At 74.3% G+C, this 21091-nt stretch carries 24 protein-coding genes; all 24 read right to left on the reverse strand.

Going from position 1 to position 21091, the window contains the following annotated elements; genetic code table 11:
- Positions 1-135: 135 nt before the first annotated feature.
- Positions 136-2406: a hypothetical protein gene (locus IT306_10200; protein MCC7368784.1), complete on the reverse strand. Its 2271-nt coding sequence runs from the start codon at positions 2404-2406 to the stop codon at positions 136-138.
- Positions 2403-3455 (reverse strand): class I SAM-dependent methyltransferase, encoded by a 1053-nt coding sequence (locus IT306_10205; GenBank protein MCC7368785.1) that lies wholly within the window; start codon positions 3453-3455, stop codon positions 2403-2405. The genes IT306_10200 and IT306_10205 overlap by 4 nt, the downstream gene beginning before the upstream one ends.
- Complete coding sequence (locus IT306_10210; protein MCC7368786.1) at positions 3439-4095, reverse strand: hypothetical protein; 657 nt, start codon at positions 4093-4095, stop codon at positions 3439-3441. Before IT306_10210 ends, IT306_10205 begins: the two co-directional genes overlap by 17 nt.
- 83 nt (positions 4096-4178) lie before the next feature.
- Positions 4179-5045: a ThiF family adenylyltransferase gene (locus tag IT306_10215; GenBank protein ID MCC7368787.1), complete on the reverse strand. Its 867-nt coding sequence runs from the start codon at positions 5043-5045 to the stop codon at positions 4179-4181.
- Complete coding sequence (locus IT306_10220; GenBank protein MCC7368788.1) at positions 5029-5655, reverse strand: hypothetical protein; 627 nt, start codon at positions 5653-5655, stop codon at positions 5029-5031. Before IT306_10220 ends, IT306_10215 begins: the two co-directional genes overlap by 17 nt.
- Positions 5656-5660: 5 nt before the next feature.
- Positions 5661-6251, reverse strand: a complete 591-nt coding sequence (locus tag IT306_10225; protein MCC7368789.1) for a hypothetical protein — start codon at positions 6249-6251, stop codon at positions 5661-5663.
- Between the two features lie 58 nt (positions 6252-6309).
- On the reverse strand, positions 6310-7173 hold the full coding sequence (locus IT306_10230) for a hypothetical protein (protein MCC7368790.1): 864 nt from the start codon (positions 7171-7173) through the stop codon (positions 6310-6312).
- Positions 7170-7577: a PRTRC system protein C gene (locus tag IT306_10235; GenBank protein ID MCC7368791.1), complete on the reverse strand. Its 408-nt coding sequence runs from the start codon at positions 7575-7577 to the stop codon at positions 7170-7172. The genes IT306_10230 and IT306_10235 overlap by 4 nt, the downstream gene beginning before the upstream one ends.
- A gap of 32 nt (positions 7578-7609) precedes the next feature.
- Complete coding sequence (locus tag IT306_10240; GenBank protein ID MCC7368792.1) at positions 7610-8200, reverse strand: hypothetical protein; 591 nt, start codon at positions 8198-8200, stop codon at positions 7610-7612.
- Between the two features lie 63 nt (positions 8201-8263).
- Positions 8264-9406 (reverse strand): DNA polymerase III subunit beta, encoded by a 1143-nt coding sequence (gene dnaN / locus IT306_10245; protein MCC7368793.1) that lies wholly within the window; start codon positions 9404-9406, stop codon positions 8264-8266.
- Between the two features lie 183 nt (positions 9407-9589).
- Positions 9590-9784: a hypothetical protein gene (locus tag IT306_10250; protein ID MCC7368794.1), complete on the reverse strand. Its 195-nt coding sequence runs from the start codon at positions 9782-9784 to the stop codon at positions 9590-9592.
- Between the two features lie 339 nt (positions 9785-10123).
- Positions 10124-10585 carry a helix-turn-helix domain-containing protein gene (locus tag IT306_10255; GenBank protein ID MCC7368795.1) on the reverse strand — a complete coding sequence of 154 codons (462 nt, stop codon included), beginning with the start codon at positions 10583-10585 and terminating at the stop codon, positions 10124-10126.
- Positions 10582-11022, reverse strand: coding sequence for a hypothetical protein (locus IT306_10260; GenBank protein MCC7368796.1), 441 nt, complete (start codon positions 11020-11022; stop codon positions 10582-10584). The genes IT306_10255 and IT306_10260 overlap by 4 nt, the downstream gene beginning before the upstream one ends.
- 28 nt (positions 11023-11050) lie before the next feature.
- Entirely contained in the window at positions 11051-11776 is a 726-nt protein-coding gene (locus tag IT306_10265; protein ID MCC7368797.1) for a radical SAM protein, read from the reverse strand.
- A gap of 463 nt (positions 11777-12239) precedes the next feature.
- Positions 12240-12440 (reverse strand): DUF2997 domain-containing protein, encoded by a 201-nt coding sequence (locus tag IT306_10270; GenBank protein ID MCC7368798.1) that lies wholly within the window; start codon positions 12438-12440, stop codon positions 12240-12242.
- A gap of 14 nt (positions 12441-12454) precedes the next feature.
- Positions 12455-12850, reverse strand: coding sequence for a DUF1257 domain-containing protein (locus IT306_10275; protein MCC7368799.1), 396 nt, complete (start codon positions 12848-12850; stop codon positions 12455-12457).
- Between the two features lie 581 nt (positions 12851-13431).
- Positions 13432-15024, reverse strand: a complete 1593-nt coding sequence (locus tag IT306_10280; protein ID MCC7368800.1) for an AAA family ATPase — start codon at positions 15022-15024, stop codon at positions 13432-13434.
- 82 nt (positions 15025-15106) lie between these two features.
- Positions 15107-16396, reverse strand: coding sequence for a hypothetical protein (locus IT306_10285; protein MCC7368801.1), 1290 nt, complete (start codon positions 16394-16396; stop codon positions 15107-15109).
- A gap of 61 nt (positions 16397-16457) precedes the next feature.
- A complete protein-coding gene (locus tag IT306_10290) occupies positions 16458-17003 on the reverse strand; it encodes a hypothetical protein (protein MCC7368802.1) in 546 nt (181 codons plus the stop codon).
- Complete coding sequence (locus tag IT306_10295; GenBank protein MCC7368803.1) at positions 17000-17284, reverse strand: hypothetical protein; 285 nt, start codon at positions 17282-17284, stop codon at positions 17000-17002. Before IT306_10295 ends, IT306_10290 begins: the two co-directional genes overlap by 4 nt.
- Before the next feature lie 68 nt (positions 17285-17352).
- Positions 17353-17550, reverse strand: a complete 198-nt coding sequence (locus IT306_10300) for a hypothetical protein (GenBank protein ID MCC7368804.1) — start codon at positions 17548-17550, stop codon at positions 17353-17355.
- A gap of 4 nt (positions 17551-17554) precedes the next feature.
- A complete protein-coding gene (locus IT306_10305; protein MCC7368805.1) occupies positions 17555-17965 on the reverse strand; it encodes a single-stranded DNA-binding protein in 411 nt (136 codons plus the stop codon).
- 153 nt (positions 17966-18118) lie between these two features.
- Entirely contained in the window at positions 18119-19186 is a 1068-nt protein-coding gene (locus IT306_10310; protein ID MCC7368806.1) for a toprim domain-containing protein, read from the reverse strand.
- Positions 19187-19204: 18 nt separating this feature from the next.
- A complete protein-coding gene (locus IT306_10315; GenBank protein MCC7368807.1) occupies positions 19205-21091 on the reverse strand; it encodes a UvrD-helicase domain-containing protein in 1887 nt (628 codons plus the stop codon).

The following is a 21091-nucleotide window of genomic DNA, read 5'->3' on the forward strand; positions in this document are numbered from 1 at the left end:
TTTCATGTGGGCGGTGCCTGTATCTTATCACTAATTCGCAACATCGCGGACAAAGAAAAGGGCCGACGCATGTGAGCCGGGGACTGCTCTCCCAGCCCACATGCGTCGGCCTGTCCATCGACAGTGGTGCTTCGACTAGCTGCTGAACAGGCCCAGCTGCCCCTCCGGCACGCGTTTCCGTCGAGGCTTCGGACGCCGAAGGAGGCAGGCCAGTTCCTCTAGCGTCATCCTCGTGCTCGCCGATGGCGAGCACGCCGACGGATATCGGACCAGATCGGATGCGAACAGCGGCAGCGCATCCGTCGCCCCGGGTCCCGATCGGGCCGGTGATGCGGTCGCTTCCGACGCGCCCTCCGCGCCATCCCAGCCGACCTCCACCAGCAGCTCGTCCGCCTCGTCCTCGCTCCGGCGTGCCTCGGCGAACAACGCTTCGAGGGAGTGCGCCCGGCCGCCCTCGCCGTCGCCCGGCTCGGCGAGCCGCCGCGCCAGCGCCAGGTAGACGTCGCCGCCGTCGCCCTCCAGCGCGGCCAGCCCGTCCTCGGGTAGCTCGCCCTCAACCATCAGCGAGGCGCGCGTCTTGGCCGCGACCAGCGCCAGGGCCTCGGCCTGGAGTGTCCCCGCGTAGGTCAGGAATGTGACCTCGACCGGGTGACGCTGCCCGATCCGCCAGCTTCGCCGGCTGGCCTGGCGCAGGACATACACCGAGTAGTCGACCTCCGCCCAGACGACGCTGGGGAAGTCGACCAGGTCGAGCCCGGTCTGCACGAGGCGCGGGTTCGTGAGGAGGACGTCCAATCCCTCGCGCACGCGGGCGGCGACCCACTCCTCGCGCCGCTCGGCCGCCACGGTGTCCGCCTTCAGCACGGCGACCCCGAAGCCGGCCCGTTCGAGGATCGCGCGCAGGCGCAGGGTGATGTCCCGGAGCCCGGTGTGGGTCACGTACACGAGCACGCGGCGGCCGCGAACGCGCTCCCGCCGCACGAGGTCCACCAGCGCCCGCTCCTTGGAGTAGAGCCGGTCGTCCGGCAGGGCGGGCGCGTGGGCGAGCACCTCGTTCGTCGTCGGGTCGAGGACGACCTCCTCGCGCGTGCAGGCATCTGGATAGGAAAGGAGCGCCTGGAGGTAGGTGCCGAGCAGGCGCTTCGAGCCCGCCCTGAGCGCCCGCTGCACCGCGGAGCGCAGGTCGGCCGCGAGCCGTCGGTAGCAGCCTGCCTGGGATGGCTCTTCGGTGGTGGCCGCCTCATCAAGCGGGACCAGCAGCACCTGCTCCTCGTAAGGCGGGAGGTGCCGGGCGACGTCCCGCAGCCGCAGGAAGACGGTGTTGCCGACCAGGTGGAAGAGGATCGGCGGGGTGACGCCTGGCTTCTCGACGACCCGGGTTTGGTAGGTCCGCCGCTTGGACCGTCGCCCGTCGTCGACGCGCGCGTCCGGGTCGCGCTTGGTGATGCGGGCCAGGTAGCCGTAGCGCGCCACCCACGTGGCCTCCTCGCCGTGGGCGAACTCCGTCCGGATCGCCGGGCTGAAGCGGTAGAGCAGGTGGAAGAGGGTCGAGGCGTAGCCGCCCAGCAGCGTGCCGGTCAGGACGAGCGTCCGCGGGCAGGCCTCGGCCAGCGCCGCCCCGGCCAGCCCCTGCGCGGTCCCTCGCCCTTTCAGCTCATGCACTTCGTCGGCGATGAGCAGGTCGAAGTGGCCGCGCATCCGCCGCAGCAGGTAGTCGGCGAGGGGGATCCGACGGGGACCGGTCCGGTCAGCTTCCCAGAGCGCGCCGCCGCACGGGTCGCAGCGTCGCTTCTTCTGCTCCAGGTCGGCCCACGCGAGCGGCACGCCTTCGTCATCGACGATCGGCGCGAAGCACGTCGGGCAGCAGTGGAGGCGGGCGACGGTGCCGGTCTGGTCGAGCACCGCCGCCCCGCCCGGGCCGCGCGCGAGCCGGGTGACCGCGGCCGGCCGCCAGCGGTAGCCGAGCTTGGCCTGCTCGCGCGAGCAGACCACGAACTGGACCGCCCCGCCGAGCGCGCGGGTGCCCTCAAGGTCCCGGATCGAGCGGACGATCGCCACCCGGGCGCCCGGGACGGTCCGCTCGATCTCCCGCCGCCACTTGCGGACCAGGTGCGGCGGGCTCAGGACGAACACCCGCCGGCAGTCGGCCAGGTAAGCCGCCGCTGCCGCGATCGTGGACTTCCCGCAGCCCATCTCGCCGACGAGGATCGTGCCGGGCTGGCGTCGGAGCGACAGGGCGGTAGCGCGGATCGCGTCGGCCTGCCCCCCGAGCGGCCGGCGGAGGAGTCGGTGGAGGTCGAAGCCGCGGGCGCGGCGCGTGTCGGCGTCGTAGAGCGGCGGGTAGGTCCGCACCACGGCGTCCTCGATCGCGTCGCGATAGGCGTCCAGGAACTCCCGGAGCTTCACGCCGCCCTCTGCTCCGGCTCGACCGCGCCGCCCTGCTCGACGACCTCCAGCGCGCCCGAGTGGAGGTCTAGGACGACGACGGAGGTGCGCAGCACCTCGCACGCGACCTCGGTGTCGGGCTCGTCGCTCTCGACCGGGACGAGCTCCTTGCGGGCGCGGCCCTTCACCAGGACGCGCCGGCCGCCCTGGCGCAGCACGACGTTGTTCAGCAGCCCCGCGGCGATCAGCAGCGCCAGGTGGCCGCGCCGCAAGGGCATCAGCGGCCGCACCGGGCGCTCCTCCGTCGGCCAGAGCTGCTCGGCGAAGGCGGGCTGCGCCCAGACGCCGCGCCGCCGCGCCTCCTGCGCGGCATGGTGCGGGTCGAAGGCGAGCGGGGCGAACAGGACGTCCGCTCGCGGGAGGGCGGGCACCACCACCGGCGGCCCGTCCGGCCCGTCGGGAAGCGGCGGCAGCCCGGCGCCGCTCCACGCTTCCAGGCGGGCCTGCGCCTGCGGGTCGGGCGTCGCCCGGGCCTTCCTCGTCGCTAGCAGGTCGACCTGGCGAAAGGCGGCAAACTCGGGGTCGGGGAAGCGGTAGGCCCGGAAGCCGGTGTAGTGCGCCGCCAGGTACCGGGCCGAGACGGCCAGGCGCGCCTGGGGGATGAGGAAGACCAGCACGCCGCCCGGACAGAGCGCCCGCGAGAGGGCGGTCAGGAACGCGTGTTCGAGGCGACGCCCCTCGTCGTCCGCGTCGTACGGCGGGTTCAGCCACAGGAGCGAGAACGCCCCGTTGGCCAGCCGGACCGAGAAGGCGCAGGTGGCGAGCAGGTGGTCGAGGCGGGCGCGGCACTGCTCGGCCCGCTCGGCGTTGAGCTCGATGCCGTAGCTCTCGCCGCCGAGCGCCCGCGCGAGCGTCGCCGCGGGCTCGCCGGTCCCGGCGCACGGGTCGAGCACGCGGACGACCCGCTTCGCGCCCCCGGCCGCGGCGGTCAAGTGGTGGCCGAGCGCCGCGACAACCCCGGGCGGGGTCGGGAAGAAGCCGGCGACGGCCTGGCTAGCGAGGCGCGCCACCGCGATCCCCCTCCGTCCCGTCGGGCACCCGCAGGCGACCGCTCCGGACGGCGGCCGAGAGGTCGGCGGCGAGCGCATCCACGTTGGGTGCGCAGCGGTAGGCCCGGATGCCCTCGGCCTCCAGCGCGGTCGCCTCACCTCTCCGGACCGCCCGCTCCCAGAGCCAGCCGTGCCAGCCCGCGTGGAGTGGCAGGTCCACCCGGCGGTCGAGGAAGCGGCAGTGGAGCAGCGGAGCCTCCGCCTCGGCGCGCGGCAGGAGCAGGAAGTCCTCGCGCGCCGCCGCGTACCGGGCCGTCTCGGGTAGCAGCACCAGTTGGTGGCCGGCCGCTGCCGTCAGGCTGGCGGTGTAGGCGCGCCAGGTCCGGGGTCCCTCGGGCGCCAGCACGCAGACATGCGCCTGCCCGAGCGCCTCCCGGCTGAGCGTCGCCGGCTCGCCCTTGAGCAGGCGCGCCCAGAGCGCCTTGAGAGCCTGCCGCGGCCCGAGCAGCGAGAGGAACCAGAGTTGCATCCGGCGGGCGGCCGGGTCGGGGTCAGGCTCCCAGGCGAAGGCGTCGACGGTCGCCGTGAAGCCGCCGGCCTGCAGGATGGGCAGAGGCTCCCCCTTAGGCGTCGTCGAGGGGATCGTGACAGACATCGCCATTAGCTACCTCCGATGGGTGAAGTGAGCGGCCAGAAGCTCCGACCAGCCTCGCCGGCCGCGTCGAGGCGCGCGTCAGCCGGCTGTCAACCAGGCCTCGCCGGCCTCGCCGGCCGGGCGACGGCGTTCGGGTGCAGTCCGGCAATCTCGGCCACCGCCTTCGGGTCGGCGGGCACGCAGCGGAGCGTCCCGTCGTCGAGGTCGAAGTACGACGCCATCCAGGCGCAGGTGCCGGCCAACAACTTTTCGACGTAGCCCGCCGCGATCGCCGCGACGACCTGGTTGATCGTCGCGCCCTGCTCGCCCTCGGCGACCGCCTCGGCACAGTCCGGCGCGGGTCGCGGCGCGGGCGGCGCGTCGAGCAGGTCCGGCCGCTGGAGGCTCGGCGCCGGCAACGCCCGGCAGTTTCCGAGCGCCGGCAGGAAGGCCCCGCGTAGCTCGTCGGCCCGCGTCGCGTTGCCGAGCAGCACCTGCCCTGCGTTGCGGAGATTCCCACTATCCAGCCACCAGACCGAGCGAGAGCCGCCGGGACCCCATTGAGGATGATCGAGCGTCGCGGCGATCGCGCGGCGAGCAGCGGCGTTGTCGACGCAGCCGATCAGGAGCCGGAGGCCGCCGGCCCCCGCGAAGACGCGGGCGTGGAGCTCGCGGTCGTAGGGCAGCACCGAGTAGCCGACCTCCCGCCGGAAGCGGTGGGCGAGCCGCTCGGCCAGCACCTCGGCCTTGAAGCGGCCGACGTCGCGGCGGTCGAACGCCTGGCGGGCGACGTTGTGGTCCTCTACCCGGTCAGGGTCGACCAGGTAGACGTAGGAGGGCAAGCCGATCAGCAGCCGGCAGACGGCCTCGGCGAGGAAGCCGCCGGTCCCGCCGCACCCGACCAGCACGACCGTCGCCCCGCGCTCCCCGCGGCCCGGCGGCCCGGGCTCGCCGAGCGGATCAATCAGGTAGCCCATCGGCCCCCTCCGCCTCCTCCGCCGGCGCGAACTGGGCGTCGCGGAAGGCACCCCGGTCGCCGGCGAAGACCGCCTCCCAGGGCAGCGGCAGGAAGTGGCCGTAGGCGCCGACCCGCAGGGCGACCTCGGGGCGGTCCGTCCCGAGGCGGCCGAGCACGCCGTACACCCGCAGGCCCTGCTCGTCGCGGTCGTCGGTCGCGCTGAAGCGGGCGGGATACTCGCAGTGGGAATGGATCTCGAGGACGGCGTTGCTCGGCGGGCGGTAGACGACCCCGGTCGGGCCGGCCAGCTGGGGCGGGCGGACGAGGCGGTACCCGAGGAGCTCGTCGCGGGTGGCAACCAGCAGCACCTCGCGACCGTCCAGGCGGCGGGCCTCGGCGATCGCCACGATCGTCTCCCAGGCCGCCTGGGGCAGTCGACCGTGCTTCAGCGTGCATGACGGGTAGAGTGACCGCAGCCCCCGCACTGCGCAGCGGGCGACCGGCACGCGGACGGCGAGGGCGTCGTTCTCGGCGACGAGGTACAGCCCGTCGCCGGCCAGGACGTAGTCGTAGGCCAGCCCCCGCCGAGGCGGCGGGCCGTCGCGGGCGACCAGGTAGTCGACCAGCACGATCGCTAGTCCCCGATCCGGAGGGCGTCGGCGACGGTGAGCTGCGGCACCAGGTCGTCGAGCGGGAAGGTCGGCCGGCGGTGGAGTTCCGCCCACAACTGGCCGACGTCGTCGGGGAAGCGCCGCGACTTGCCGCGGCCGGTGTCGCCGGTCGCCGAGAAGTAGGAGCGGAAGAACTCCTCCGGCACCTTCCCCGGGTCGGCCGGGAAGGCGTGCGAGCCGGTGCAGACCCGGCCGCTCGGGAAGACGTTGTAGGTCGGGCAGCGGTAGAGCTGGTCGTCGGGCGTCCGCGGGCGGCGCGCGGCCGCGAAGACGTACGGCGCCTGGCGGGCCGGCAGGCACACGAAGACGAGGCCCGGCATCGGCAGTCGCAGGCGTCGGGGTGGCGCGTCGTAGCTCTCGCGCAGCCGCACCGTCCAGACCCGCGGCTCCCGCCAGAGGGCGACGCGGGTCCCGCCGGCCGTCTTCGCCCACCAGAGCGCCTCCGGCGGGAGCAGGCCGCTCGTCAGGTCCAGCTCGCGGGCGAGGGCATGGGCCACGTCGAGGGCCGAGACGACCCGGGTCCGGGCGACGCCGTCGGCGTAGTCGTGGAGCACCACCGTCTCGTCGTGGAAGTCGAGGCGGAGCCGCAGGGGATCCTCCTCCAGCTCGACGTCAGTCGGCAGTGCCGATCGGTAGGGCGACGGGCTCGGGCTCGTCGGGCCGGATCGGGACGAGCCCGTCCGGGGTGATCTCGCAGGCATAGGACCTCCGTGCGCGTCGGTAGTCGAGGTGGGCGTCTCCGTCGAGGGCGGCGTCGAGCAGCGCGGCGAAGCGGGCCGGCGGGTCGGCCTCGAGCCAGCGCGTCAGGGCGACGACGCGGTCGAGGATGCCCTCGGCCCGACGCCACTGGACGGCCAGCTCGTCCATGTTCTCGCGGCTCCACGCGGCGTCGTCGACCTCCAGCTCGTCGTCGAGGTCGAGGAACACGGTCTCGGTCTGGCCCCACTGCCAGTCGGCGAACTCGGCGAGCGCGACGTACGGCGTGCCGTCGAGTCGGGCGTGCAGGTCGGCTGGGGACAGCCCCCCGGCCGGAATCCGGGCCAGCAGGTCGGCGGGCACGTGGGCCTCGGCGGCGTCGAGGAGCGGCAGGCGGAGGGCGTCGTCGTAGGCCGAGGCGCAGAGCGCCGACAGCAGCAGCTCGCCGGGGCGCAGGTCCAGGTCGTGGACGCGGTCGTAGCCCCAGCCGTTGCGGACGAACGGGATGCCGGCCACCACCTGCGCGTACTCCTCGAGCTCGTAGACCGGAAGCCATTCGGCCTGCACCCGGCCCAGGAACGCCGCCACGCGGGCCTGCTCGCGGGTCGCGCCCGGCTGACGGGCGGCCAGGATCCCCTCCGCCTCGTCGGGGAAGAGGCTCGCGACGATCCGGCGGAACTCGAGCTGGGCGGCGTAGCCGTCGAGCAGGGCGGCGACGGACGCCGGTCGCACCGGCACCCGTCGCAGGGCCTGCCCGAGCGCACTCGGGCGGACGATCACCGCGGGCGAAGCTCGCGGAGCGCCCGGACCGCCTGTTGGGTGGCCCGAGAATACGACTCGGCCTCGGCGGTCGCCAGGTTCACCTCCGGCTGGCGGGCCGCCGCGGCGTCGACGTCGAGCTCGCCGTCCGGGCCGACCAGCTCGCCCGCCAGCGCGAAGACGGCCAGCCGCTTTTCGGGCACCCGGCGGAGGATCTCCACCACCGTGGCGCGCCGCCGGCCCTTGGTCCCGATCCGGCGGGTGAAGGTGTAGCGGGTCTCGTCCTCGCCGCGCCGCTCCTCGCGCGTCTCGGCGTTGGCGAGCTCCGGGAAGAAGTCGGCGAGCTGCTTGCGGACGTCCTCGACCGAGAGGACCGGGTCCGGATCCGGGAACTGGCGGCCATCGTAGACGAAGATGCGTGGCATGGCAGGCCTCCTACGCGATCATCCGAGCTTCATCACCCGAACAGGGTGAGCTGGTCGCCCGCCGCTCGTTTCCGCGGCGGGACGGGGCCGGCCGGGGTGGGCGGGGCGTCTGCGCCCGTTGGCGGCGCGGTCGCTGACTGGCAGACAGGCGACGTGGTCTCGGGCGACGGGTCGTCGACCGGGTTCGCGCGCCGTCGGCTCGGGGCTGCCCGGCCAACGGCCGGCCCGGCGACCGTCGGGTTACGCGGTCGGGCCTGCCAGTGCGCCTCGGCCTCGGCCAGCAAGGCCGGCACCCGGTCGAGCGCGGCCGGCAAGCCGTCCACCGTGGCTGACCGCAGGATCGGGTCGCAGCCGTCGGCCGCGACCGCCAGCAGGGCGCGGTACTCGCGATCGTCCAGCGGCTGGAGCGTCAAGACGACCTTCAGCGTCCGACGCGGGACCGAGTCGTCGGGTGTGGGCCCCGGCTCCGGCGCCGGCTCGTCGGAGACGGTCTCGGACCCCACCAGCGGCTCGATGGACGCTGTGGTCCGTTCGTCTTTCGGTGAGGTGGGCGGGGCACAGCCGCAGGCATCCGCCGGCCGGGGCCAACGAGCACCGGCCGGCTCGAGCGTCTCGCGTTGCATGGTGATGCTCCAGGTGCAAGAGGGAGGCGGGTGGCTCGGCAAGTCGCCCGCCTCCGACGCCACTCAGGCGGCCTGGGCTTGCGGCCGCGTGAGGGCCGGGTCGTGGAGCGGCATGACCACCCAGACGTCGTCCGACCCGGCCGCGTCGGCCTCGCGCACGAGGACCGGTGCCTGCGGGCTCGACCAGGACAACTCCAGGCGCGATCCGTCGGTCGACTCGAGGAGGTCGATGAGCAGGCGGGTGTTGAGCGCGACCGCCTGGTGATCGCCCTCCACCGTCGCGGGCAGCTCGCTCTCGGCCTCGCCGACCTCGTCGCCGCGCGAGAGCAGGTGGAGCCGCTCGGGCCCGGCCTCGAGCACGACCGGCCGGACCTGGCCGTCCGAGCCGAACAACCCGGCGACGCGCACGGCCTGGCGGAAGCTCACCGCGTCCACCGTGACGCGAGTCCGCGCGTCGCGCGGGATGACCCGCTCGACGTCCGGGAACGCCCCGTCGATCAGGCGGGCGAACAGGGTCGTCTCGCCGACGCTCAGGAACGCGCCGTGCTCGTCGGGCGTGAGGATGAGGCGCGCCACCTCGGCCTCGGCCAGCAGCCGGCCGAGCTCGGCCACGGCGCGGGCCGGCACGAGCAGCTGCCGCCCGGCGCCCGCCGCCTCCGGCAGCCGCGCGCGGGCCAGCCGGAAGCCGTCGGCCGCCGCGAGGGTCAGGCCGTCCGGTCCGAAGTCGAAGAGGACGGCCGTCAGGACCGGTCGACTCGCGTCGCGCGCCGCCGCGAAGGCGACGCGGTCGATCGCCCGCCGAAGCCGGCGGGCATCCAGGTCGACGGTTGCGGACTCGTCGGCGGCCGGGAGGACGGGGAAGTCCTCAGGATTCGCAGCGGCGAGGGTGGCCGCGAACCGACCGCAGCGGGCCCGGAGGTGACGGCCGCTCTCGTCGAGGGCCAGCCGCAGCGGCTCGGTCGGTAGCTGGGCGACGTACTCGCCGAGTAAGCGGGCCGGGATCGCCGCCCGCCCCAGGGTAGTGACGTTCGCCGCCACGGCGGTGGCCAGGGCCAGCTCGCCGTCGGTGGCGGTCAAGCGGAGGCGGCCCGCCTCGGCGGCGAGCAGGACCGTCTGGAGGATCGGCAGCGTCGACCGGGTGGGGACGACGCGGGCGATGAGTCGCAGCGCGCGGCTGAGCGTGGCCTGGTCAAGCGTCAGGTCCATGCGCATCTCCTTGCTGGTCATCGGCGGTCGAGCGCGCCAGTGGCGCGCTCGACCGGAGCGGTGCCCGGCGTGCCGTGGGGCCCCAGCGGCACGCCGGGTCGGCGTGGCACCGCGCGACGGTCGTCTCGCCGTCGCGGCGGGAGGCTCTCAGGGGATGGCGTCGAGGGGTTGCAGGACGACCCGCTACCGAGCTTCCGCCGGGCCGCCGATCTCCGTGATCGGCCGGGCCGAGAAGCGATACCGCTCCGGCGTCGTCCGGTTCCCGCGGTAGAACGCGCCGGCCAGCGCCTCGGCCTGTTCCGCCTCCGCGGCGGCGAACAGCAGCACGCGGTCAATCACCGCGCGGCGGGGCGGGACGATGACGACCCAGAGCCGCATCGCCGTCGCTGCCAGAGCCGTGGCGCTGTCCGAGCACCGCGGCGACGTGGTCCTGGTTCGGCGCCCCTGGCTCGGATCGCGCCACGCGCAGCGGCCCAGCCCCAGGACCTCAGGTCTTGCAGATGGTCACGGAGCGGCGCCGGCAACGCTCAGCGTGCGGGCCATCGTGATCGGCTGGGGCAAGGAGGGAAGTGAGCGTCTCCAACGTGCACAATCGTGCCTGCGGCCCGATCGAGCAAGGCAGCGACGGCGGTGGCGATGCCGAGGCCCCCCGGCCGGATCGCAGGTCTCGGGCACGGAGCAGTCCGTTATCTCCAGTACGCTGGCGGTGCCGCCGAGTTAGGATCCTGCCTCTGGATCGGGAGCCGACCCCGCCGCGCCAGGCAACAGGACGCGCTCGTGGATCTCGACGCCCAGCGCGTCGGCGACGGCCTGGATGCGCTCGAGACTGGCCCCGGCATAGCGCCGCGCCTCGTACCGCTGGACCTGCTGCTCCTTGAGCCCCAGGCGGCGAGCCAGCTCCTTCTGACTCAGGCCGGCCGCGATCCGCGCGCGAATCAGGGCCTCGGGCAGCTGGACGAGCGAGTCGAGCTCCAGCACACGCACCCGGCCGGAGCGGAGGGCCTCGTAGTCCGCCAGCTCCTGGTGCAGGTCGGCCAGCTGGCTCTCCATCCCCGCACGGAGCCCCGTGCGGACCCACTCCGGGCGGTCCCCGGCATCCGCGTCCAGGCGCGCTAGCGCCTCTTCGAACTCGCGGATGGCGGTCTGGGTCACCCGACGTTGCAGCTCATTGGCGATCATGGCAGGGCTCGCAGGTCGAGCGCGACGATGCCCTTGGGTCGCCCCGAGCGGTCGCGCTGGAAGAAGTCGACGAAGGCCGTCCCGGCGGGGTCGGCGGGCCCGTCAGCGAAGAACAGCACGCCGCCGAACGTCGCCTTCTGCGCGCGGCGCTGCCGGTCGAACGTCAGGAGGACGGGGTCGAGCCGGGCGGGGTCCACCCCGTTCGTCTCCCAGCAGCCGTCGAAGTCGCCTGGCGTCTCCTTCGCCGTCACGAAGCTGCCGTCGACGTAGGCCCGCTGGCAGCCGGCGAGCCGTAGCGCATCCAGCGCCGCTTTGAGCCCGGCCAGCAGCGCCAGCCGATGCGGCGTCCACCCGAAGCGGGCCACCAGCTCCTCCCAGGTTGCCCCGTGGATGCCGGCCGGCAGCAGTCCGGTCGACGGCTCGAACGGAGGAATCATAGCACCACAACACGAGAGTTGGGGAAGCTTAGCCGCGGTCATGCGCGCCCGGCCAGGGGACGACGAGGCCCCGCGCGCGGGTGGCCACCAGGTCGATGACGCGCTGGTTCCCGGAGCCAGTCCAGGCGCCGGCACGCTCGGCCAGGGCTTCGACGTAGGGCCCGTCGATCAGAACCTCGATCTCGTCCAGGATGTGACCAATCGCGGGCCGGGCGAGCGCCCGCCGGCGCAGCGCTTCGTAGGTGCGTCCGGAGTAGCAGACGATGTGCGGGCAGCCCCTGGTTCGGAGTGCTCGCACGAGGGCGAGCAGGCCGTCGGGCTGCAGGAATGGTTCGCCCCCGAGGATGCTAACGCCATCGCGCCGGTACGCGGCGTCCAGCAAGGCGTCGGCCAGGCGCTCGACCGGCACCAGGACCCCCGCCTCGGCGGGGTGCAGGTGCGGGACCCAGCACCCGTGGCACGCCAGGTCGCAGCCGCCGAGCAGGACCGATGACCGGCGGCCCGGCCCCTCGACCAGCGAGTCGTGGTAGTAGCCGGATGTTCGCAGGCAGGACTGACTAGCAAGCTCAGCGTGCGTCGCCGGCGGCAGGTGCCGGAGGCCGGTCGGGCGGGCACACCCCAGATCCTGTCCGGGGCCGAGCAGGTGCTCGAGCTCCTCACGAGGTGGCCGCCCCAGGCGCTCCGGGTGCTCGACGAGGACCGCGCCGGTACGCTCGTCGATCGTGACGGTCAGGTATGGCACGGTCGTCTCCATCCATGGCTGGCTCGTCGCGCGGGAGTGCTGCCGGCCGCGGGCCGAGCGTTCCACCCAGCGAGACGATGCGTCCGTTCAGCGCCTCCACAGCGCCGGCGCTCTCCGCGTTGCGGTCGGCGGGCGCCATCCCGGTGCCAGGGATGCGCAGCTCGAGCAGAGGGCCGCGCTGCTCCCCCGGCCGCATCGGCCAGACGGGAGATGACGCCCGGGCAGCGGATCGGGCAGCCCTGGAGCTGCGCCACGCTCCGACGACCCGGTCCGTCGAGCAGCAAGCCGTGGTAGATGCGGGCGACACGCAGCGCCGGGTCGCCGTCATTCGACGCGGCCGCGGCGAGCGGCCGGGCGCAGTCGACCTCGCGGGCCGGTGGGAGGAGGTCGCCGGCGAGCGCCGACGCCTCCTCCATTGTCAGTCCTTCCAGGACCAGCTCGCCCGTCGCCGGATCGAGGGTCCAGGCGAGCTCAGTCACCGTCCCGTCTTCGGCCGAACCTGTGGCTGCACCCGCGGTCGGAGGTGGTACTCGGACGTCTGGCGCTCGACGCCGGGCTCGCCCAGCAGCTCCTTCGCCAGTCTGGCGACGTCGTCGCAGGCCGGGCCGGGAACGCCCGTGACGTGCAGCGTCAGCGCCCCCGTCTCGGGGTCGATGGTGAACTCGATCTCTGGCATGCGCGCCCCCTCGCTCAGTAGCGGACCGCGATCTTGACCACGCTGCCCTCGACCGTGCGGCGGGCGGTGCCGCGGAGGCGGCGGGTGACCGCCTCCACGACGCGCTCGCTGTAGGCCGTGCGGAGCGCGACAAGGAAACGGCCGCCGTGGAGCACCCGCCGGTCGTACTCGCTCACGATCGGCACGTAGCCGGCCGGCGTCCGGGTGAAGCCCAGGTCGTTGGAGGCCGGGCCGAGGTGCTGCCGGCGGACGACGAGCTCGGCCGTCTCGGGCCGGCGGTCGCCCTGGTAGCCGTGGAGCGGGAGGGCCTCCCCCTCCTCCACCTCGGCGTAGCCCAGGTCGGCCAGCGCGGCCAGCAGCAGCCGCCGGTCTGGGAAGCAGATTTCCTCAAAGACCAAGTACTTGCTCATGCGGGTGAACCTCCCAGCCGTTCATGCGGGCAGTACCCGTAATGCCCGCGAGCCAGGTTGCAGTTGTGGCAGAGCAACCTGAACTCATCGCGAGGGAATCCCTGACGTTTCAGCCACAGGTAGAAGCTCCGTCCTTCGCCCGCTGTGGTGCGGCGATGGTGCCTGCCACCCCCATTGATGTGGTCAATGCCAAGGAACTCGCGAGTCGTCTCGCCGCAGCACTGGCAGCGGTGGCCGTACGCTGCGAGCACTTCCGTGCGTAGCTGCCCATTGCGGGCCTTGTCGTGCGCCCGCCGCTGTTCCCGAGTTGAGGCATGCCAGCGCCCATTCGCGAGTGCGGCTCGGGTCCGGTGTTCCGGGTCTTCTCTCCTGCGTCGCCAGTAGTCGCGTATACACGGTATGCACCACCTGGCGTGTCCGTCAGGCTTACTTCGATCGCGACCGAACTCGTTGACCGCTTTGAGGGCGCCGCACTTGGAGCAGCGCTTCAGCTGGGCAGGACCATCACGTGTGTCCATCGGTCCACGCTCCTGGGGAGGCGAGGCGGCACCAGCATCGACCTTCTCACGATTTGCCTCCGTTCAGAACTCCATCAGGCGGTCGCCCGTCGCGGTCGGCTGGCCGCGCACGGCGTCGATCGCCAGGTGCTCGCGCGCCCAGCGGCGCAGCTCCTCGATCTCCTCGCGCTTGACCTCGCTGGTCGGCCGGATGGCCCGCACCCGCGCCAGCACGTCGGCCGTCACGAGGTCGCGGCCGCCGTCCATGAAGGCGTCCACCAGCGCGCCCTTGACGGCCGCCTCGATCTCGGCGCCGGAGAAGCCGTCGGCCGCCCCGGCCAGCGCCTCCAGGTCGAACGCCCCGGGCTCGCGCCCCCGCCGGGCGAGGTGGACGCGGAAGATGTCCACGCGGTCCTCGGGGGTGGGCAGGTCGACGAAGACGACGTGCGAGAAGCGGCCCTGGCGGATCTGCTCGGGGGCGAGCTGGCGCACGTCGTTGGCGGTGGCGAAGACGAACACGTCGGCCTGCTCCTGCATCCAGTTCAGGAGGGTGCCGATCGTCCGGGCCGTCTCGCCGGCGTCCGAGCGGGCCGACGACTGGAGCCCGCCGACGCCCTTCTCGAACTCGGAGAGGCCCAGCACCGCCTTGAGCGTCGTCGCGATCGCCAGCGCCCGGCGGATCGACGTGGCGGCGCTGCCGATGACGCCGCCGCCCTCGCCCATCACGGCGCCCATGTCGAGGTCGAGCAGGGGCCGGCCGAAGATGCCGGCCGCGATCTTCTTCGCCAGGTCTTTGCCGCAGCCGGGCAGGCCCACCAGCAGCACGCCCTTGGCCGGCTCGACGCCGTACGCCCGGGCGGCCGGGGTGAACGTCACGGCCGCCTGCTGGAGCAGCAGGCGCAGGTTGGCGTAGCCGCCGAGGTGGTCGGCCGGCTCCGGGTGGCTGTAGGCCAGCGCGCCACTGCGGCGGATGACCGCGCGCTTCTCGTCGAGGATGAGCGGCACCGCCTCCGGGCCGATCCCCCGCCGGGCGATCGCCGCCTTGGCCAGCGCGTTCTCGATCTCGGTCTCGGTGAGCCCGAGCAGCGCCTGGGCGAGCTGCTCGCGGGTGCGGGCGTCGACCGCCAGCCGCACATCGGGGTGGTCGGCGAGGCGCGCGAGTTGGAGATCGAGGATGCCGGCCACCTCGCGCTCGTCGGGCAGCACCAGGTCGACGATCTTCACCTCCTTCTCCAGCTCCGCGAGCTCCGGGAAGGATGGCCCGACGAAGAGGACGGTGACGGGGCGGGCCTTGATCGCCCAGGCGAGCTCGCGCAGCCGGCGGACGAGCAGCGGCTCTGCTTGCCCGAAGGGCGCAAGGTACGGCCCGAAGTCGGCCAGGACGTAGAGCCCCCGCTCGGCCTGTTCGACGTGCTCCAGCACCGAGAGCGGGTCGTCGGTGCCCGGGATCGGTCGCTCGCACGGGCCGAGGCCGGGGCCGGCCACCTGGCGCAGGCCGGCCGGGCGCGACCACCAGAAGAGTCCCTTGGCGGCGTGGCGCTCGAGCCTGGCCACGGCGAGCATCAGGCGGCGGAAGCGGAGCTCCTCGAAGGTGGCAACGGCGAGGAGCGGGTAGCGCGCGCGGATCAGGACGTCGAGCTCGCCGACGAGCGCGGCGAGCGAGGACGTGTCGATCATTGTCTCTGCCTCCAGTCATGGATGGGCGGGCGAGGCCCGTCGCCACCTGGGCGGCGGGCCTCCGGCGCAACGGGTCGGATGGTCAGAGCTCGAGGGCGGCCATCCGGTGCGGCTCGGCGAGCGACCGGGCGTCGGCGTAGCAGAGCGCGACGATGTCCCCGAGCACCTGGTCGATCGGGCCGGGGTCGCGCTTGCGCGGGCCGGTCGGCCGGCTGGCGAGGTCCTCCAGCTCGCCGAGCAGCAGCTCCAGCTGCTGGTCGGACTGCCAGTTCATGAGGCGGAACCAGCGCGCCAGCTCGCGCGCCTTCTTCGCCGAGGCCCCGTGGAGCGCCCGGTGCTTCTGGAGCGAGGCGCGGATGGCGGTCGCCGACTCGTAGACGGCCGCGTGGAGCTGCCGCGCCCCCTCCTCCAGCGGGCTCAGCGACTCCTGGAGGCGCTCTCGGGCGGCCTCGAGCTTGAGGTGGCGCAGGCGCTCCTTCACCTCGGCTTCCTTCCGCCGATCCTCCGCTTCTGCCTGAAGCCGGCGGCGGATGCGCTCCTCCTCGGCCCAGAGCTCCTCTTGCACGAGCTTCTCGCGCGCCCGCTGCCGGCGCTGCTCGAGCTGCGCCGCTGCCTCGACCGCCTCGAGCTGGCGGCGCTCCTCGCGGGCCCGCCGCTGCTCGGCCAGCATCTCGCTGCCGAGCAGCACGACCCCGACGCGGTAGCGCAGCGTCAGCCGGTCCTGGAGGTCATCGGGTGCGGGGACGGCGGCCAGCACGCCCTTTGTGATGACGTCCTGGAAGCCCTCCGGGACGAGGTGGCCGGTCGCCTCGAGCCGGCGGGCCGAGTCGCGCGCCAGCTGGAGGATCGTCTCGACGACCTCCTCCCGCACGGCGTCGTACCGGTCGAGGACGGACGCCTTGGCCGCGTCGAGCGCCTGCTGGGCCGTGCGGAAGTCCCGTTCGAACGCCTCGAAGGCCGCCCAGGGCACCCAGCGGTAGGACGGCGTCTCGAATAGCGTCTCGGTCAGCGTGAAGCGGTAGGAGTAGCGGTGGAGCGCCGCGTGGGCCCGGGCGGCCGGGCGCAGCAGCGGCAGGCGGTAGCGGTCCGGCAGGAGCCCGCAGCGGGGCGGGCGGAAGGCCAGGCCGGAGCCGCGCGGCAGGCTCACCCCGAGCGCGTGCCAGTCGAGCCGCCGGTCGAGCAGCCCGAAGCCGCGCGCGTCGACGTTGATGAACGCGCCCTCGTCTTCGAGCGCGGACAGGTCGAACGGCAGCCGCTCGACGTCGGCGACCTGGACGCCGAGGCGCCCGGCGGCGCGCTCGGCGCGGGCCGCGACGCCGTCGACGGGCAGCTCCGCCGGGTCGGCGGTCGGGCGGGGTGCGGTCTGGACCATCGGCAGCACCTCCTCTGGGGGAGCGGTCGGCCGGGCGATGGATGCCGCCCGGCCGTGCCGCTCACGCGGACCGGCGCGCGGCGGGGGTGTAGAGTCCCCGCTCGCGGAGGCTGACGTGGCCCGACCGGCCGATGACGAGGTGGTCGAGCAGCTCCACGCCGAGGAGGTCGCCCGCCCGCGCCGCCTCGGCGGTGAGGCGGACGTCGTCGGGCGACGGGGTCGGGTCGCCGCTGGGGTGGTTGTGGACCAGGATCACCGCGGCCGCGCCGCGGGCGACGGCCTCGCGGTAGCAGTCGGCCAGGCGGATGATGGTCGCGTTCAGCCCGCCCTGGTAGACGAGGCAGGTGGCGATCACGTGGTTCTTCGCGTCGAGCAGCACCGCGCGCAGCTGCTCCTGGTGAAGCCCTGACAGCTCCGGCCCGAGGTAGGCGGCCAGGTCGGCCGGGTTGCGGACGGTCGGCCCGTCCGACGCGGGGACGATGCCCTCGACCTCGTAGCGTCGGGCCAGCTCCGCGAGCAGACGAAGGTTCTCGCGGACCAGGTGCAGCAGCGTCGCCGCCTCGGGCGGCAGCAGGCTGACCTGGCGAGCGTCGGGCGTGGTCGTCACGCCGGGCCGTCCTCGGCGACGGGCGCGACGTCCCACCGGACGGGCTCGCGGTGGCGGTCGCAGAGCCGACGGTCCAGGCGGGCGCGGAACTCACACGCCCGCTCACCGTCGTCGACTGCGTAGAGGTCGCTGGCCCGGCGGGCCAGCGCGTCGAAGGCGCAGCGATCGTAGAACTGGCCGGCGAAGGAGGCGAAGGCCAGGGCCAGCTGGAACGGCGTCCTGGTCCGGACGGCCAGTGCCAGCCGGCGCTCGGGCGGCAGGGTCTCGGAGAGGCTGGGCATGCGGCACCCCCGCGCGGCCGGGAGCGGGACCGCGCGGCCCCCACTCCCGGCGGTCGGAAGGACCTCTCTCACACCGCCCGCGGCAGGCGGGGGTGCGGCGGCGGGCCGGCGAGCCGGCGGTAGACGGTCAGGTGCCGCAGGCGCGGCGACGTCGGGCTGGCGATGACCAGCAGCTCGCGGACGTACCCGGCACGTGCGTGGAGCCGGGGCAGCGAGAGCAGACAGACCCACCGGCCGGCGAGTGACCGGATCCTGAGCGTCGGCATCGGCTCAGAAGGGCAGCTCGTCGTCGGGGTCGCTCCCCTCGGCAACCGAGCTCTCGACGGCGGCTGCGTCCTCGGGTGGCTCGGGCGCGGGGCGCCGGTCGAGCAGGATCAGCTCGGTCGCGGTCACCTCGGCCGCGCGGCGCTGCTGGCCATTCTTGCCTTCCCAGCTGCGATAACCCAGCCGGCCGGCGACGAACACCAGCCGGCCCTTAGCGAGGTACTGGCCGGCGAGCTCGGCCAGCTTGTCCCAGCAGATCACCTGGTGCCAGTCGGTCTCGGCCTGGGTGCCCGGCCGGGCGGGCCGGTCGGTCGCCAGGCTGAGCCGGGTGATCGCCTGGCCGCCGGCGGTGAAGCGGGTGTCGGGGTCCTGGCCGAGCCGACCGATCAGCTCGACGCGATTCAGGCTGAACGACATCGCTCTCTCCTTCCGTGAGCGCGAGTGGAGCGCCGGCGCCGAGACGCCGGCCGGCGGACGCTCGCCACAGGGCGAGCAGGGTGGGGCGCGCTCGCCCTGTAGCGGGCGGCGCGTGGGCGAACCGGGCCGGGGTGCCGCGGACGCCGGAGTGGATCAGGCGGCCGTGGCCGGCGCCATCCGCCCGAGCGCGGCTTCGAGGACCGCTCGCGCGAACCGGCGTGGGCCGTCGGGCCGGGTGGCAAGCTCCCCCACGTCCTTGACGTCGCCGAGCGACACGGTCACGGCCGCGGGGCCGAGCGCGCGCTGGAGTTCGGCCGCGGCCTGCCGGCCCGGCTCGTCGCCGTCGAGCGCCAGGTAGACGCGGTCGAAGCGGCGCAGCGCCTCGATCGCGGCCGGGCGGGCGTGGGTGCCGACCAGGGCCAGGGCCGGCACGGCCCACTGCCGGAGGGTCAGCCAGTCGAAGACGCCCTCGACGAGGCACACCGTCCGCTCGCGCGCGGCCGGCTCCCAGCCGAGGAGCGGCTTCGGCCCGGGCAGCGCCAGGTACTTCGGCGCGGTGGCGTCAGGCCGGATCGTGCGGCCGACGAGCCAGACGACCTGTCCCGCGCGGATCTCCGGAACCACCACCCGCCCGGCCATCAGCTCGCGGCCGCCGCGCCCGAGGAGCCCGAGCCGCAGCGCCGCGCGTGGCGAGACGCCCCGCCAGCGCAGGTACGCCGCCAGCTCGTCCCCGGCGGCGTAGCCGACCCGGCAGCATTCGAGGATCGCGCGCTCGAGGCCGCGGCCGGCCAGGTAGGCCAGGGCGTCCGGATCGGTCAGGAGACGATTGTGGTAGAGCTCGACGGCGGCGGCGAGGCAGGCCCGATCCTCGGGCCCGCGCCGGGCCCGGCGTGTCGGTCGCCTCCTGGGTGGAGACGACATCCATCTGGCTCTCCCGATCGGCGGTGCGGCCTCGAGCAGGCGCGCGACCGCCCCGCGGAAGTCGACGCCCTCGATCCGCTCGACGAAGCCGATCGCGTCCCCGCCGACCCGGCAGCGGAAGCAGTAGAACGACGCGGTGGCCGGGTAGACGTGGAAGTTCGGGCGGCCACCGTCGGCGTGGAACGGGCAGCGCCCGAGCAGGGCGCGCCCGCTCGGACGCAGCTCGACGCCGTAGCCGGCGACGACCTCGGCGATCGGTCGGTCGCGCTTCAGCGCCGCGGTGTCGATCCGCGCCTGCATCGGCAGCTCCTTCCCGCGTCAGGCCGCCCGCGCCAGCAGGTCGTCCGGGACGGCACGGAGGAACCGCGAGGGTCGGCGCGGCTCGACGCGCTCGCCTCGGCGTCGTTCCCGACAGCAGGTCAGGTAGAGCCGCTCGCGCGGCCGGGTGACCGCCACGTAGGCGACCCGGAGCTCCGCCACGACATCGTCCGGGTCCGCCGAGCGGCCCCCTGCCCGGTCGCCGACGCCGCGGGCGGCCGGGCCGAGGTACGGCAGGAGGCCCTCCTCGACGCCGACGACGAAGGCCACCCGCCACTCGCCGCCCTTCGCGCCGTGGATCGTCGTGAAGGCCACCCGTGCGCCGTCGTCGGGGCCGGGATCGGCCGCCTCGTCGCCGAGTTCCAGCTCGGCGAGCCAGTCGCCCAGCCCCCCGTCGGCCCGCTCGGCGAGGGCGCCCAGCTCGGCCAGGTTGTCGAGACGGGCAGCACTCTCCGGCTGGTCGGCGAGCCAGGCGCGGTAGCCGCTCCGCTCGAGTGCCAGGTCGAGCAGCCGGGCGGGCGGCAGCCGCCCGCTCTGCGCGTGGAGGTCCGCGATCAGCGCGGCCAGGGCTTCGGCCCGGACGAGGGCCGCCGGCCCGTAGCCGCGCGCCAGGTGCGGGAGCCGGTCGGCCGCCGCCGGCTCGACGTGCAGGTGTTCCGCCAGGTGGCCGAGGCGGCGGGGCGGAACGTTGACGATGCGGGCCAGGGCCGCCCCGTCGGCCGGGTTGTGGGCGAGGCGGAGGTAGGCGACGGCGTCGCGCACCTCACGGCAGGCGAGGAGGTCGCCGCCGCGCACGCGGTAGGGCAGGCGCCGGGCGCGGAAGGCAACGGCCAGCTCGCGAGCCTGGCGGTTCGTCCGGTACAGCACTGCGACCTCGCCCAGGCCGCCGATCGCCCCCTCGGCCCGCAGCCGCTCGACCTCGGCCGCGACGTAGGTGGCCTCGGCGCGCTCGTCCGAGGCGACGACGAGCTGCGCCGGCCGACCCGGTGAGTTGTCGGTCCAGAGCGGGCCGTAGTCGCCGAGCGTGGCGCCGAGCGCGTTCGCCAGCGCCACGATCCGGCCGGTCGAGCGGAAGTTCTGGCCCAGGCTGACCGTCCGCGCCTCCGGAAAGTCCGTCCGCACCCGGAGCAACAAGCGCACGTCGGCGCCACGCCAGCCGTAGAGAGCCTGGCGGGGATCGCCAACCACGACGAGGTTGCGGTGTCGCTCGGCGATACGCCGCAGCAGGGCGTACTGGGTGGCGCAGACGTCCTGGAACTCGTCCACCAGCACGTGGCGGTAGGCGTCCTGGACGAGGCGGAGCGCCGCCGGACGCTCGCCGAAGAGCCGGAGCGGCAGCGCGAGCATGGCCGGGTAGTCGGCGGCGCCGCGCCGGTGGAGCAGCTCCTCATAGGCCCGGGCGAGGGTTCGGAGCGGCTCACCGTCCGGGCTCCGCCCGCTTAGGCGATGGCGCGCGAGATCGGCCGCCCACTCGGCCGCCGAGCGCTCCGCGAGATCGACGCCGCACCGCTGGGCCGCCGCGCGCACGAGGACGCGGGCCTCGTCGGCGCCGTAGACGGCGACCGGGCCGGGTCCGAGGCCCAACTCCTCGCTCCACTCGCGGACGATCCGCAGCCCGAAGGCGTGGAAGGTCGCCACGTCGACGCGCCGGCCCTGCTCGCCGAGCAGCCCGACGAGCCGCTCCCGGAGCTCGCGGGCGGCCTTGGTGGCGAAGGTCAGCGCGAGCAGGCTCGTCGGCGGGACCCCACGAGCCAGGATCAGGTAGGCGATCCGCGCCGCGAGCACGGTCGTCTTGCCCGAGCCGGGGCCGGCCACGATCACCAGCGGCCCGTCCGGGGCCAGCACCGCCCGGCGCTGCTCCGGCCCGAGGCGCGAGAGGTCCAGCAC

Source organism: Chloroflexota bacterium (assembly GCA_020850535.1).
In the GTDB taxonomy this organism is placed as follows: Bacteria; Chloroflexota; UBA6077; order UBA6077; family JACCZL01; genus JADZEM01.